Origin of the sequence: Paraburkholderia sp. UCT70 (genome assembly GCF_050434085.1) — a bacterium.
GTDB classification, from domain to species: Bacteria; Pseudomonadota; Gammaproteobacteria; order Burkholderiales; family Burkholderiaceae; genus Paraburkholderia; species Paraburkholderia tuberum.
Genome location: NZ_JBNPVZ010000004.1, coordinates 597,800 through 611,676 on the forward strand (window position 1 = coordinate 597,800; position 13,877 = coordinate 611,676).

At 65.0% G+C, this 13,877-nt stretch carries 11 protein-coding genes; 3 read left to right on the forward strand and 8 right to left on the reverse strand.

Going from position 1 to position 13,877, the window contains the following annotated elements:
• Window positions 1-126 precede the first annotated feature (126 nt).
• Genes OKW41_RS28275 through imuA form a run of 4 tightly spaced genes read right to left on the reverse strand, consistent with a single transcriptional unit; the run spans window position 127 to window position 6,409 of the window.
• On the reverse strand, window positions 127-1,086 hold the full coding sequence (locus tag OKW41_RS28275) for an SOS response-associated peptidase family protein (RefSeq protein WP_429449173.1): 960 nt from the start codon (window positions 1,084-1,086) through the stop codon (window positions 127-129).
• A gap of 47 nt (window positions 1,087-1,133) precedes the next feature.
• Window positions 1,134-4,283 carry an error-prone DNA polymerase gene (locus OKW41_RS28280; RefSeq protein ID WP_429574663.1) on the reverse strand — a complete coding sequence of 1,050 codons (3,150 nt, stop codon included), beginning with the start codon at window positions 4,281-4,283 and terminating at the stop codon, window positions 1,134-1,136.
• Between the two features lie 19 nt (window positions 4,284-4,302).
• Window positions 4,303-5,772: a Y-family DNA polymerase gene (locus OKW41_RS28285; protein WP_429574664.1), complete on the reverse strand. Its 1,470-nt coding sequence runs from the start codon at window positions 5,770-5,772 to the stop codon at window positions 4,303-4,305.
• Window positions 5,702-6,409: a translesion DNA synthesis-associated protein ImuA gene (gene imuA, locus OKW41_RS28290; protein ID WP_429449179.1), complete on the reverse strand. Its 708-nt coding sequence runs from the start codon at window positions 6,407-6,409 to the stop codon at window positions 5,702-5,704. Before imuA ends, OKW41_RS28285 begins: the two co-directional genes overlap by 71 nt.
• An 82-nt stretch (window positions 6,410-6,491) precedes the next feature.
• Here imuA and OKW41_RS28295 point away from each other — a divergent pair, with 82 nt between their 5' ends.
• Window positions 6,492-6,776: a hypothetical protein gene (locus tag OKW41_RS28295; protein WP_429574665.1), complete on the forward strand. Its 285-nt coding sequence runs from the start codon at window positions 6,492-6,494 to the stop codon at window positions 6,774-6,776.
• A gap of 30 nt (window positions 6,777-6,806) precedes the next feature.
• Entirely contained in the window at window positions 6,807-7,214 is a 408-nt protein-coding gene (locus tag OKW41_RS28300; protein WP_429574666.1) for a GFA family protein, read from the forward strand.
• 9 nt (window positions 7,215-7,223) lie between these two features.
• Here OKW41_RS28300 and OKW41_RS28305 read toward each other — a convergent pair whose 3' ends face one another.
• The 4 genes from OKW41_RS28305 to OKW41_RS28320 form a co-directional block, all read right to left on the reverse strand.
• On the reverse strand, window positions 7,224-7,634 hold the full coding sequence (locus OKW41_RS28305; RefSeq protein WP_429574667.1) for a GFA family protein: 411 nt from the start codon (window positions 7,632-7,634) through the stop codon (window positions 7,224-7,226).
• A gap of 68 nt (window positions 7,635-7,702) precedes the next feature.
• The gene (locus tag OKW41_RS28310) at window positions 7,703-8,017 is read right to left on the reverse strand and encodes a high-potential iron-sulfur protein (RefSeq protein WP_429449187.1); all 315 of its coding nucleotides are present in this window, start codon (window positions 8,015-8,017) and stop codon (window positions 7,703-7,705) included.
• Between the two features lie 86 nt (window positions 8,018-8,103).
• Complete coding sequence (locus OKW41_RS28315; RefSeq protein ID WP_429574668.1) at window positions 8,104-9,375, reverse strand: c-type cytochrome; 1,272 nt, start codon at window positions 9,373-9,375, stop codon at window positions 8,104-8,106.
• A 116-nt stretch (window positions 9,376-9,491) separates the two neighbouring features.
• The gene (locus OKW41_RS28320) at window positions 9,492-11,219 is read right to left on the reverse strand and encodes a methanol/ethanol family PQQ-dependent dehydrogenase (protein ID WP_429574669.1); all 1,728 of its coding nucleotides are present in this window, start codon (window positions 11,217-11,219) and stop codon (window positions 9,492-9,494) included.
• A gap of 516 nt (window positions 11,220-11,735) precedes the next feature.
• On the opposite strand from OKW41_RS28320, the gene OKW41_RS28325 reads away from it, so the two are divergent.
• Window positions 11,736-13,721: a sigma-54-dependent Fis family transcriptional regulator gene (locus OKW41_RS28325; protein ID WP_429574670.1), complete on the forward strand. Its 1,986-nt coding sequence runs from the start codon at window positions 11,736-11,738 to the stop codon at window positions 13,719-13,721.
• The last annotated feature ends 156 nt before the right edge of the window (window positions 13,722-13,877 follow it).

Genomic DNA, 13,877 nt, shown 5'->3' on the forward strand with positions numbered 1-13,877 from the left:
GGACCTCTACAACCGGGTATTCTTCGCCAGCCGATGAACATCCATAACGCAGAATATGTTACTGCGCGAAGATTGCAAGGATGATCCGACACCGTCTCGCGCGGCCTGCGAAACCGCGTCTTGTATTCAGGCCGCGATCCGATGTTCGTAGAACGGCCGGTCCCGATCATCGAGAATCGCGTACAACGCTGCCAGATCGCGCGGATCGGGATTCAACCACGCGTCGATATGCTCAGGCTTGATCGGAATGATGCAGCGATCATGGCCGGCAGCGGCCACCTCGGGTGGCGGATCATCGGTGATGGCCGCGAAGGACAATAGATCGGGCTCGCCTTTGCCGCTCCAGCGGGACCATAAGCATGCGACCAGCATGTCGTGAGGCGGATTGGGCCGGAACTCGAGCCGGACATTTTCATCTTTCTCGCCGGGTGCCGGTTCGCGGCCTTCCATTCGCGCGCGCGAGACGTTCTCATAGAAAGAACTGGCCAGCACGAGTCCATGCGAATAGCCGAATAGCGCTTTCCAGAAACTTTCGAGACTGTCCCGACGAGCGTTGTACGTGCCGGGATAGCGGGTGTCGTACGATGCGGGCTTGCCGGCCAGGCGGCACTGATAGCGCATCGGTTTGACGACGCGCTGGCCATGCTCCATCACCATCACCGGCGCGTAGTAGCCGGGAAAGATGCGCGAGTCGCCTGCTTTGGGAGCGGTTCGGCCGAGGTCGTCGAGTCGCTCGAGCGTGCGGTCGATCTTGTCTTTCGCGATCCGTTTGCTGTCGGTCGCCGCCTTGGTGGCTTTGGTCTGCAAAGAGCGCTCGGCATCGGCGAAGCGGGTGCGCTGTTTGAACAGTTCCTGTTCGAGCTTCACGGTCTGCTGCGATCTGAAGCGCTCGATCAGCGCCCAGACTTCCCGTTCCGCGTCGGACTGCGGTTCCGAGAAGGCGTCTTCCATCGCTTTGGGAATCCTGGCCTGACCGTCCTCTGCGCGTTCGAAGAAAAGACGCGCGAATTCCTCGATGCTCATGTGCGCGCCGAACATGCGGACGTAGCGCCGGTAGTCCGCCAGAATCTGAGCCGAATAGCACATGGATGCCTCCGTTTGCTGTTCCGATGATACGCATTTGCGCGCTCGCGTCAGCAGAAGTCTCTGCTCGTCGTCTGCAACTCGCCCAACAGATGAGACATGTCGACCAGCCGCTGCGCGACGAGGTGCCGTACTTCTCCCTGACACTGCCATGTGCCGTACACCGCGAGCAGCGCGGCGCCCAACGCTTCTTTGCGCTGTTTTTCGAGCAGACTCGGCCAGATGATCACATTGACGTTGCCCGTCTCGTCTTCGAGCGTGACGAACACGACGCCCTTGGCCGTGCCGGGACGCTGACGCACCGTCACCAGTCCGCAGCCGCGCGCGAGGCGGCCGTCGCGATAGGTCCGCAGCGTCGAGGCCGGCATCAGCCGGTTCGCGAGCAACTGCGGCCGGAGCAGTTCCAGCGGATGGCGGTTGAGCGTCAGGCCGAGCGAACGGTAGTCGGCGACGATGTCGTTCGCTTCGCTCGGTGCGCCCAGTTCGGGCGTTTCGTCCTGAGTCGCCGCGGCCGCGAGCATATCCTTGTCCGGCACCGCGACGACCGACTGCCACAGCGCTTCGCGGCGGTTTCCCGCGAGCGCTGCCAACGCATTCGCATCCGCGAGCGCATGCAGGTCTTTGCGGTCGAGCTGCGCGCGGCGCGCGAGATCGTTGACGCTCGCGAACGGGCGAACCGCGCGCGCGTTCTCGATCCGTTCGGCGGCGCCATCCTTCATGCCGCGCAGCAGCGAAAGACCGAGACGCACGGCAGGGCGCGTCGCCCCCGCACGGTGTTCGAGCGAGGAGTCCCAACCGCTGATCGTCACATCGACCGGCAACACCGTGACGCCGTGCCGCTGCGCATCCTGAACCAGTTGCGACGGCGAATAGAAGCCCATCGGCTGGCTGTTCAGCATCGCGGCGAGAAAGGCTTCGGGTTCGTGACACTTGAGCCAGCTGCTCGCATAGACCAGCAGCGCGAAACTGGCCGCGTGACTTTCGGGGAAGCCATATTCGCCGAAGCCCTTGATCTGCTCGAAGATCGCCTCGGCGAAGGCCTGGTCGTAGCCGCGCTCCTGCATGCCGAGCACGATGCGGTCATAGTATTTTTCGAGTCCGCCCTTGCGTTTCCACGCGGCCATCGCGCGTCGCAGCTGGTCGGCTTCGCCGGCGGTGAAGCCGGCCGCGAGAATCGCCACCTGCATCACCTGCTCCTGGAAGATCGGCACGCCGAGTGTGCGGCCCAGCGCGGTCTTCAACGCGTCGCTCGGATAGGTCACGGGCTCGAAGCCCTGACGGCGCTGCAGATAGGGATGCACGGCGCCGCCCTGAATCGGACCGGGCCGCACGATCGCGACTTCGATGACGAGATCGTAGAACTTGCGCGGCTGCATGCGCGGCAGCATGCTCATCTGCGCGCGCGATTCGATCTGGAACACGCCGACCGTATCGGCGGCCGAAATCATCGCGTAGGTCGCCTCATCCTCGGCGGGGATGTCCTGCATTTCGAAGCGTTCTCCGCGCTGTTCCGAAACGAGGTCGAGCGTGCGCCGGATCGCCGACAGCATGCCGAGCGCGAGCACGTCGACCTTCAGCAAGCCCAATGATTCGAGGTCGTCCTTGTCCCACTCGATCACCGAGCGATCGGCCATCGCCGCGTTTTCCACCGGCACGAGCCGGGTGAGCTTGCCGCGGCTGATCACGAAGCCGCCCGAATGCTGCGACAGGTGGCGCGGAAAATTCAGCAGTTGCGAGGCGAGCTTCGCCCAGGCCTGAATCAGGGGCTGGTTCGGGTCGAGGCCGGATTCCGCGAAACGCGCGAGCAGATCCCGACTGGTATCGAACCAGTGATGCGACTTCGCGACCGCGTCGACGATCTGCGGATCGACGCCGAGTGCCTTGCCCGTTTCCCGCAGCGCACCACGCGGACGATAGGTCGACACCGCCGCCGCGATCGCCGCCCGGTCGCGGCCGTACTTGCGATAGATGTACTGGATCACTTCTTCGCGCCGCTGGTGCTCGAAGTCGACGTCGATATCGGGCGGCTCGCCGCGCTCCTTGCTGATGAAGCGCTCGAACAGCATGTTGCCGCGCGCGGGGTCCACCTCGGTCACGCCGAGGCAATAGCAGACCGCCGAGTTCGCGGCCGACCCGCGCCCCTGACACAGAATGTGCTGGCTGCGCGCGAAGCGGACGATGTCGTAGACGGTCAGGAAATACGGCTCGTACTGCAGGTCCGCGATCAGTTCGAGTTCATGCTCGATCTGCTGCTGCACGTGATGCGCAATCCCCGCGGGAAAACGCCGCTGCGCGCCGACATAGGTTTCCTGACGAAGATACGAGGCCGGCGTATGGCCGGCCGGCACCAGCTCGTCGGGATACTCGTAGCGCAGCTCGTCGAGCGAAAACGTGCAGCGGCTCATGATGTCGAGCGTCGCGGCCAGCGCGTCTTGCGGGTACAGGTTGGCGAGCCGCAACCTCGAGCGCAGATGCTGCTCGGCGTTCGGCGCCAGATCATAGCCGCACTGATGGACCGGTTTGCCGACCCGGATCGCGGTCATCGTGTCTTGCAGCGGCTTGCGCGAGCGCACGTGCATCACGACTTCGCCGAGCGCGACGACGGGCACGTCGCGGCTGCGCGCGACGAATTCGACCGCGCCGCGATGCAGGTCGTCCATCGCGCGTTGATGGAGCACGAGGCCGACCCATGCGCGGCCGGTGAACGTTTCGTCGAGCCATTCGACCTGCGCGTCGAGCGCGTCTTCGCTGGCCGGGAAATCCGGCACGAGAATCGCGAGGCAGTCGGGCATGCCGAGCAGGTGGCGATATTCCTTCTCCGGCCGCGACAGATCCTGCGGCGTGAGCCGGTATTCGCCCTTGGGCGCGCGCATGCGCGCCAGCGTGATCAGCTCGGACAGATTGCCGTAGCCGTTGCGGTTGCGGGCGAGCAGGATCAGGCCGAAAGCCGGCGAACCATCGGCATTGACGAGCCGGAAATACGAACCGACGATGAACGGCAGCTTCGCTTCCTTCGCCGCGACATGCGCGCGCACGACTCCCGCGAGCGAGCATTCGTCGGTGATCGCGAGCGCGGAGTAGCCGAGTTGCGCGGCACGCTCGGCCAGTTCCTCAGCGTGCGACGCGCCCCGCAGAAACGTGAAGTTGGAAAAGCAGAACAGCTCGGCATACGCCGGCAGCATCGTGAAGGTGGTGTCCATGGCCGCTCATCCGCGCATATCAGCCGAACAGGCCATGCAGGAACCAGCGTTGCTCCTCTTCCGCGTCGCGGCTGCTCACGCGCTCGCGGTAGATCCAGTAGCAGCTCTGATCGTCCGCCTGCGCGACGAAGTAGTCGCGCGTGACGAGCTCGCCGTCGAACCAGCCGCTCTCGATGCGCTCGCCCGGCGACACCATGCGCAACGGCGAGCCATAGAACGGGCGGTGCTGGCGCATCAGCAGACGCACGGGCGTGTCGAGCATCCACGTCGGGCGGGGCAGATTCTGCGGCAGCGGGCCGGGCTTGACCGGCTGCGACACCGGCAGCCAGCGGTTCGCGATCTCCGGACGATGATCGGCGCTCGGCGCGGGTTTCAGCACGTTCTCTTCGCCGAGCCGCGCGACCAGCAGTTCGAGCAGCCGCGCGTGATCCTCCTGCGAGCTGCCCGGTTCGGGAAACAATGTGTCGGACGCGGGCGCGGCCGACTCGACGTTCGACGCGTCGAGCCGCAACGCGATCACGGGCGCGGCGAGCTCGATACGATGCAGCCGCTCCTTCAGCAGGCGCATCAGATGTTCTTCGCGCCAGGTCGGCTCGCCGAGTGCGACGTCGATCGTGGTCGGCTCGATCGCGGCGCGTCCGCGCTCGTGTTCGAGCGACAGGCGAATGCCGGTGAGCGCGAGCTGTTTTGCGCACAGCCATCCGCACAGTTGCACGATCAGGCGCTGCGCGCCGAACACCGCGCCATCCGCGTGTTCGAGCCGGTCCGGCATCTCGATGCGCGCCGAGAACGTGGGCGGTAGTTCGAGCCAGTCGAACAGTTCGGGCGCGGTCCCGAACGCGCGGTCGAGCGAGTCGAGCAGATGTTCGCCGCAGCGGCGCTGCAAGCCGGCGCGGGGCAGGCGGCGCAGATCGGCGATGCGCTCGCAACCGAGGCCCGTGAACCAGTCGGCGAACGGGCGGACTTCGGGCACGGCGAGCATCGGCAGGGCGGACAGGCGCTGGTCGAGTGACGCGAGCTTCAGCACGCGCCGGTTGCCAAACTTCGCGAGCAGCCACGCGCCCTGGCCGGTCGGCGCGGCACTGATGCGCGCGGTGAAGCCGAGCGCGTCGAGGATGGCTTTCGCGTCGCGGCACAGCGCGAGCAGGCCGCGGAAGAGCCGCAAACTCGCGCCGATCTCGACGACGACCGTCGCCTCATCGAGCAGCGCGACTTCGGGCGAGAAGCGCATCAGCGCGATACCCACCTCGCGATGGGCCGCCGTTTCGCGGCCGCTATCGCGCTCATACATCTCGGTCTGCGGCGACAGCGTCAGCACGCCGCCGCGCTTCATGCCCGGACGCACGCCTGCCGAGCGCGCGGCGGGGTCGGCCATGACCACCTTGTCTTTCTCCAGCACCGCGCAGCCATGCGCGGGCTCAGGCGACCACTTCGGTCTGAAGACCTCGAGCGGCAACTTTGGCAGATGAACGGCGAGAAAGACGCGCATGTCGGGAAAGCAGAACGGGAGTGGGTTGAAGGGGAATCGACAGGGGCTCTGCGCGAGCGGGCCCTCGTCGTTTCACGATGTCGATGGTCAGACCTTCGGCCGATGGCCTGAGCGCGAGCCGCAGCAGCGCGGGGGATGCCTCCTGCGCGGTGGCGAGCGGCCGCACCATGATGAAAAGCGTCTCCGACGACTGCGCGGCCAGATGCAGACGGCGCAGCGACGACGCCTGCGCGTACTGCGCCCAGAAGATCAGCGCGCCGCAACTGCCGGCGCGCAGGATCTGCTCGGCGGACCACAGCGCGTCGGCGGTTTTCGGCGCATTGATCCGCAGCACCTGCTGCAGCGACAGGCCGATGTAGTTGAGCCCGAGGCCGTCCGGCGTATGCGGCGGTTGCACGAAGACGAGCGGACGCTTGCCGACGGCGCTGAGCGCCGGCTGCAACAGCCGCAGTTCGCCGACGCCGGCCTGCTGCACGAGCAGATCGACCAGCGCGCCGAGCGGCCAGCCGCCGCCGGGCAACTCCGCCGACAGGGCCGGATAACCGGTATCGACGCTGCGGCCGCGGCCAGCGCCAAGCTGGGACGCCCGCCACAAGGACGGGTGAATGGCTTCCGGTGCTGGCAGGGCGGCTGTCATTTGCGAAAATACCTGTATGGATATACAGTATCCTACATGGTTTTTATGAGATAGCGAACAGGCACTTTTTGGGGGCGGGTTCATGGACATGCGAGTGCGCAAGCCAGCCGGGCATCCGATGCCGGAGATCGCGGCGTTCGTGGCCGAACTGAAAGCGATGTTCGGCGAGCCGGACATCGATGAAGCGATTCGCCGCGGCAAGGCGGGCGAGCCGACGTTTCATGCGCGGGAAAACGGACGCTCGGCGGGGACGGCGGCGCCGGTTGCGGCGAACGTCTGGCGCGTGGATCGCGCGGTGCGCGACCGCCATTACTGCGAGGGTTGCGACGGCTCGTGCATTGGCAGCGCGAAGTCGTGCCGTCCATAATGGCAGCGGCCCTCAACCCCGGAGAACCCCATGTTGCGCACGTACCTCGGAAGTTGCCATTGCCAATTCGTGAAGTTCGAGGCTCGCATCGATTTCGACGAGGGCACGTCGAAGTGCAATTGCAGCTACTGCAGCAGGCTGCGATTCTGGCACGTGCAGGTTCGCCGGGAAGATTTTCGTCTTCTTTCGGATGAAGCCACGCTCAGCGAATATCAGGGGCACAATGCGGTCGCGCATCACCCATTCTGCAAACGCTGCGGGGTCCACGTATTCGATCGCATCGATATGCCAAACGGCACAGGGTATCCGTATATCAACGTGAACATCATGTGCCTCGATGAACTCGATCTCGATGCCGCGCTGAATGCGCCAGTCACCTATCGCGATGGGCTGCACAACGCTTGGGGCAATCCGCCCGCGCAAACACGGCATCTTTGATTGCACCGGTCAGGGCGCTCTTCGCGGATGGTGGGGAATGTCAGGCTGGTGGGCATCCAGTTGATGGCGTTCGGACGCGAATTGAACGAACTCGGGCTTGAACCGCGCAGGATCATCGAGCGTGCCGGCATAGAGGGTCACGATGTCCGGCGCATGATGCGGCGTAGCGAATAGCAGGCTGCCGCAATGAGCGCAGAAGTTGCGCGTCGTGGGCATTCCGCTGCCGCCGATCTTCGTATAAGGCCTGACGTCGCCTTTGAACGAAAAGCCGGCGGCTCTCACTACGACGACCGGCAACCCCGCGGAACCTGACGCGCGCTGACAATCGCGGCAATGGCAGATCAGTTGCGCGAGTGAATCACCGCGAGCTTCGTATTGCACCGCGCCGCACAGGCAGCGCCCCAGCCAGGGCGTCGACATCGATCTTCTCCGGTTCAAATGATCTCGCTGTTTGTTCGGGAGCCTAAGAATAGGTGCGGGACCAGCGCTCAAACTCGTTGCGCATAGACGTTGCACCAGCCGTCAGCGGCAACGGATTTGCCGGGGAACATCGGGCACGGTCCTGAAGCCTCGCCCGCTGCGCCGGTATAGAAACGACAGTTCGCGCAGGTCTGGCCAGCGTGGTACTTGGGGAACTTCGCGACGTCGACGCTGCTCGCTTTCGCACGATAGCCGAGCGAGCTGGCCGTGGCGTCGTTTTCATCTACGGCGGGCGGCGCGGCTAACGCGAGGTCGGCGCTGGCGAGCGCGGCACACAGGCCCGCGGCCTGGAGAATGAAGTGTCTGCGGTTGTGAGAGACCATGATGATGCCCTGAGAAAAGAAATGGGTCGTCCATGCCGCATTCGATTGAAGCGGCGTGGCGTCGTAATGCGGTGCGAAGCAACGTGTTAGTGGCGCGGTCCGGCGTTCAGCGGTGTGGTCGAGGATTGCGCGGCTTGCGCGGTCAGCTTCGCGCTGCCGGTGTCGTAGCCATTCGTATAGAGCAGGAAGGCCATCAGATCGGCGTACTCCTCGTCGCTCATCTTGCCGGGATGATCCGCGGGCATGTTGGTCGACATGTACTGGTAAATGCCGCCGATCGTCAGATGCGAGTTCGCCGCTGGCGCGAAGGCCGGTCCGATCAACGACGGCGCGGTGTTGCCTTCGAGCTTCTCGCCGTGGCATTTCGCACATGAATCGGCATACAGATGTTCACCGTGGGTGACCTGATCGTGATCGAACGACGGTGTCCCGGTCGTCGCCGCAACCTTGATGAAGCCGCCGGCGGCGGGCATGCCGCCCACGCGCCATAGGTCCGCACGTGGTGACGCCTGGGTCGGGCCGTCGAGATAGTGCGCAAGATTCGCGTGAGTGCTGGCCGCGGTCGCCGAACCGCTCGCGATGGTGGTTGGCAGCGCCCAGTTGCGCGTGAGCGCTGCGAGCCGGCCATCGCTGCGCAGACGCGTGAGCGCGTCATCGATGCGCTTTTGCAGCGGCTGCGTGTCGGGCCCCGACGCGAACACCAGATTCCAGTCGGCATAGGGCGACTCGGCGACGGCAACGTCGAAGTGCTGCTGCGGGTGCGCATGCCGATACGCCACCACGGCCGGGTACCAGACGATCGCGCGCTGGGCGCGCCCTTTCGCGAGGGCGTCGACGGTCAGCTTGGAGGTGGTTTCCAGATCGAAGCGCGCATTCTTCTGCTGGACCGCGATCAGTTGCGACGGGCTCGACCAGGTGGCGGCAATGGTGATCTTGCCGTCCGGCGCCGTGACCGGGGTGTTGGACGCATGGGCGCCGCGCAGCGTGACGCTGACGTAGCCGGAGTGCAGATAGCTGTCGGAAAAGAGCAGGTGCGAGTCGGAGCCGTCGGCCACGCTCGAACGCGGAAAGCCCGCGATCACGTCGCAGTTACGTTGCAGCGATGTCGAGAGCTCGCGAGCGGAGATGCCGTCGTCGCCACCGTCGTCGTCGATGCCGCGCGGCGCGAATGTCGGGGTAATGCCCGCCGCGCTCAACACCGCGCGTGCAACGGACTTGTCCAGCTCGGCCGAAGGGCTGCCGGGCATCGTGCACACGCGGACGCTGGAAGACGTCCGCGCGGCCGCCTGGGCGGCAACATGTGCGGCGCCGGCGACGAGCGCGCTGGCGAGAGCAAGGTGTGTGAATCGAATGTTCATGATGGTGCGTTCCTGTGATGGCGGGAACACCGCGCCCGCATGGGCTGCGTGCGGGCGCGGCAAGATGCGGCTGCGAAGGCCGGATGGGCAGAACGGTGTGGGTGCGGTGGCTGCGCCTAGCTGCGATCGAGCGCGAACACGTACAGCGTGCCGCCGCGCGGAACGTCCTTCGCGACGTCGGCCATCGGGCCGCCCCAGATCGGATTCGCACCGCCGTAGCCCGCGAGCACGGCCACGTATTCCTTGCCGTCGACTTCGAACACGGAAGGTTGCGCGACGATGCCGCTCGCGAGTTGCGGGCTCTCCCACAGCACCTTGCCCGTCGTCACGTCGAACGCGTACAGATGGCCGTCGAGCGAGCCGCTGAAGGCGAGGCCGCTGGCCGTGGTGGCGACGCCACCGTTCCAGGGCATCCTGGTCCAGTGACCCCACAGCTTCTTGCCGGTATTGACATCGATGGCCTGAAGCTCGCCATAACCCTGGCTGCCCGGTTCAGGCTGGATCTCGAAGCCTTCGCCGAGGTAGGGCAGACCCTCCATGTAGCTGACCGACTTGCCGGACAGGCTCATGCACGCATGCAGCGAGGGCACCACCGCGATGTGCCGCTCGGGATCGTAGGAAGTCGACCACCAGTTCTTGCCGCCGAGAAAGCTCGGACAGGTGTTGATCGTCGTGCCGGCCTTGGGAAACCGGCTGGCGTCCTGAACTGGTTTGCCGTCGGCGGTATAGCCCGTCACCGACAGCGCCTTGACGAACGGCTCCGCGTAGATCAGCTTGCCGGTCTTGCGGTCGATCGCGTGGAAGAAGCCGTTGCGGTCGGCATGGATGATGGCGTCATACTGCTTGCCCTTGTAGCTGATGTTGGCAAGAACCGGCGTGTTGACGCCGTCGTAGTCCCATGTGTCGTTACTCGTGTACTGATAGTGCCATTTCAGGTCGCCGTTCTTCGGATCGAGCGCGAGCAGGGAATCGGAGTACAGATTGTCGCCGGGACGCAGCGCGGCGAGCCACGGTCCCGGATTGCCGACGCCCCAGTACAGCGTCTGCGTGGCGGCGTCGTAGGTGCCAGTCAGCCACGCCGCGCCGCCGCCATGTTCCTGCATGCCGTCGGGCCACGTATTGCCGTCCTTGTCGCCGGCATTCGGGATCGTATAGCGCTTCCAGATGATCGAGCCGTCGTCGGGATTGAGTGCGGCGATATAGCCGCGAATCCCATACTCGCCGCCTGATGTACCGACCACGATCGCGCCGTCGAGCGCGAGCGGCGCGAGCGAGAACGCGTAGCCGAGACCCGGTTCGAACATCTGCTTCTTCCACACGACATTGCCGCTCTGCGCGTCGATCGCGGCTACCTCGCCGCTCAGCATGGCCACGTAGACGTTCTTGCCATACAGCGCGACGCCGCGATTCACTACGTCGCAGCATGCGGTCTTGAACGATTCCGCGCCGAGCTTCGGCTCGTATTTCCAGAGCTTCGTGCCGGTCTTGACATCGAATGCATAGACGTTGTCTTTCGGCGTGCTGACGAAAAGGTAGCCGCCGTTGACGATCGGGGTTGCTTCGAAGCCTTGCTTGAGATCCGCGGGGAACTGATAGCTCCAGGCCTCCTTGAGCCCGGCGACATTCGATGCGTCGATCTGCTTCAGTGGCGAATGTGACTGGCCGCTATAGCTGCGGTAGTAGGTGAGCCAGCCTGGGTCGCTCTGTGCTTGAGCGAGGCGCTCGTAGGTCACGGCGGGGTAGTCCGGGGCGGCGTGCACCGGAGCCACGTTCAGTGCCATCGCGATCGCGATGCTCGCTCCAAGGACAGCCAGCCGGCCTGCGGCGGGCGAACGGTTCTTCATGGTCGTCTCCTGAGTGTTTGTCGATGCAGTGCCGGGAGAGGCGTCGCCCCTTTGTTCCGTGTCGATCCGGTTGCGGTGCCGTTACTGCAAGTCACATGCCATTTTTGTGGGCGAGTCCGAAAGGGCGGCACGCCTGAAACGTGCGGCGGCACATATCGCGCGTAGAGCGCTCCATGTGTTGCATCCCGATACAACGCCGGGCGATGGAGTGTTGAGAAACAGGACAGTTGCAGCGCTGGCGCGCATCGCTCGGGTCGAGGGCGACGCCAGGATCGCGGGCTAAGCGCCCCTCGGGGTGACGCCGCATATCGCGGCGCGGATCAATTTGCGGTAATACAGCTTCTCCGGTCCGCATGGATGCGGCTCGGCATTTCGCGCGTTTGACGACGCATTGCGCGTCGCGGCCGCATTGATGCCGCTTCGCTTCCCCGCTATCGCTGAAATGGATGGCCCGGAGCTTGCTTAAGAGGACGGAGAAAAGTCTGGCAAGGTACCAGGCTTTCCAGGAGGGAGACAATGCGCGATGACGTTCACCCGGCCGTGGCTCAGACTGCCATACGGTCCAATGACTTTCCCGTGCCGGCAATTCAGAAAGCGCACGAACGCTCCGAAACGTTTGGTCTGTGCGCGTCGGCGCGGCCGGAATACGAGGTTCTTTCGAACGCGGGTCTCGTGCTCAAACGCGAGCAGAACCGAGTGTTGTGCGCGCATGCGATGCCGGTGATGGAGTCGCTGCACGAGCAGATCGCCGACACGCAAAGCATGATCGTGCTGACCAATGCCGAAGGGCTGATCCTGCACTCGATCGGCGACGACGACTTCCTCGCGCGCGCGGAGAAAGTCGCGCTGCGGCCCGGCGCGAACTGGGCCGAGGACCGCCAGGGCACCAATGCGATCGGTACGGCGCTGGCCGAGCGCTGCGCGATGGTCGTGCACGGCGACCAGCACTACCTGGCGGCAAACCGCTTCCTGACCTGCTCGAGCGTGCCGATTCTCGATCCGTATGGCGACGCGATCGGGGTGCTCGACGTGACGGGCGACTACCGCAGCTACCATCAGCACACGATGGCTCTCGCCAAAATGTCGGTGCAGATGATCGAGAATCATCTCTTTACGACCACCTTTCACGAAACGCTGCAAGTGTCCTTCCATAGTCGTCCTGAGTTTCTGGGCACGCTGATGGAAGGCATCGTGGCGTTCACGAGCGACGGACGCTTTCTGTCGGCCAACCGGAGCGCCCAGTTCCAGCTCGGCATGTCGCTCTCCGGGCTGCGCGCGCATACCCTGTCGTCGCTGTTCCAGACCACGAGCGCGCAACTGATCGATCGCGCGCGGGTGAGCCTCGACCCGCACCTGATGCTCAACCTGAGCAGCGGCGCGGTCGTCTGCGCGCGCGTGCAGTTCAGGCGGGCATCGCTGGCCGAGGGCAGCCGCCCGGTCGCCGTGCACGACGGCGCCCGCGCGCTCGCGCGCGAGGAGCCGCCGCAGGCGGCCGCCGGACTCTCGCGTCTGAGCCATCTCGACACGGGTGACCCGCAGGTCGCCGCGGTCATCGCGAAGGTCAGGAGGGTGATCGGCAAGGACATTCCGATCCTGATCAATGGGGAGACCGGCACCGGCAAGGAACTGCTCGCGCAGGCGATCCACAACGATTCGCCGCGCTGCGCCGGGCCGTTCCTGGCGGTCAACTGTGCTTCGATTCCCGAGACGCTGATCGAATCAGAGCTGTTCGGCTACGAGGAGGGCGCATTCACCGGGGCGCGGCGCAAAGGCGCGATCGGCAAACTGCTGCAGGCAAACGGCGGCACGCTGTTTCTCGATGAGATCGGCGACATGCCGTACTCGCTGCAAGTGCGGCTGCTGCGCGTGTTGCAGGAACGCGTCGTCAACCCGCTCGGCTCGACGAGGAGCATCGCGGTGGACGTCGCGATCATCTGCGCGACGCACCGGGACTTGCGCGAGATGATCGCGCAAAACCGCTTCCGCGAGGATCTCTACTACCGGCTCAATGGCCTCGTGGTGCGTCTGCCGCGGCTGCGCGACCGTACCGACCTCGCGGTCGTGATCCAGAAGATGTTGCTGCGCGAATCGATCGCCAGCGCGAGCGGACGGCCGCTTCACGTCGCACCCGATGTCATGGCGATGTTCGAGCGCTGTCCATGGCCGGGCAACTTCAGGCAGCTTGGCAACCTGCTGCGCACCGCGGCGGCCATGGTCGACGCGGACGGCGAGATCCGGCGCGAGCATTTGCCCGATGACTTCTTCGACGATCTGCGCTGCGGCGTTTCGTCGAGCGGCGCGGCGGATACGCCGGGCTCGGGCAATGCGTTCGCGCCGGAGTGCGCGCGCCTGCAGGACGTGACCGTGTCGGTGATTGCCGCCGCGCTCGCGCGGCATGGCGGCAACGTTTCGGCGGCCGCGCGCGAACTCGGCGTGTCGCGCAACACGATCTATCGCAAGATGCCCGCGGTCGAGCCGGATCGTGAGGTGGACGACTTCTGAACCCCACCGCGCCGCTTTCATCAGCACTTCTCTTCTGTTTCGCTCACGTGCTGTCACACCGTTGTTGCATCCCGCAGCAGTGGTGCTCAAAAAATCAACACTGCCCATCTGCCGAACGCGTCGTATGGCGACGCGTTTGTCCCGCTTACGTCAGCG

What these genes read in the sequence shown, in the direction of transcription:
- OKW41_RS28275 (WP_429449173.1), bottom strand. Translation starts at nt 1,086, where the DNA reads ATGTGCTATTCGGCTCAGATTCTGGCGGACTACCGGCGCTACGTCCGC.
- OKW41_RS28280 (WP_429574663.1), bottom strand. Translation starts at nt 4,283, where the DNA reads ATGGACACCACCTTCACGATGCTGCCGGCGTATGCCGAGCTGTTCTGC.
- OKW41_RS28285 (WP_429574664.1), bottom strand. Translation starts at nt 5,772, where the DNA reads ATGCGCGTCTTTCTCGCCGTTCATCTGCCAAAGTTGCCGCTCGAGGTC.
- imuA (WP_429449179.1), bottom strand. Translation starts at nt 6,409, where the DNA reads ATGACAGCCGCCCTGCCAGCACCGGAAGCCATTCACCCGTCCTTGTGG.
- OKW41_RS28295 (WP_429574665.1), top strand. Translation starts at nt 6,492, where the DNA reads ATGGACATGCGAGTGCGCAAGCCAGCCGGGCATCCGATGCCGGAGATC.
- OKW41_RS28300 (WP_429574666.1), top strand. Translation starts at nt 6,807, where the DNA reads ATGTTGCGCACGTACCTCGGAAGTTGCCATTGCCAATTCGTGAAGTTC.
- OKW41_RS28305 (WP_429574667.1), bottom strand. Translation starts at nt 7,634, where the DNA reads ATGTCGACGCCCTGGCTGGGGCGCTGCCTGTGCGGCGCGGTGCAATAC.
- OKW41_RS28310 (WP_429449187.1), bottom strand. Translation starts at nt 8,017, where the DNA reads ATGGTCTCTCACAACCGCAGACACTTCATTCTCCAGGCCGCGGGCCTG.
- OKW41_RS28315 (WP_429574668.1), bottom strand. Translation starts at nt 9,375, where the DNA reads ATGAACATTCGATTCACACACCTTGCTCTCGCCAGCGCGCTCGTCGCC.
- OKW41_RS28320 (WP_429574669.1), bottom strand. Translation starts at nt 11,219, where the DNA reads ATGAAGAACCGTTCGCCCGCCGCAGGCCGGCTGGCTGTCCTTGGAGCG.
- OKW41_RS28325 (WP_429574670.1), top strand. Translation starts at nt 11,736, where the DNA reads ATGCGCGATGACGTTCACCCGGCCGTGGCTCAGACTGCCATACGGTCC.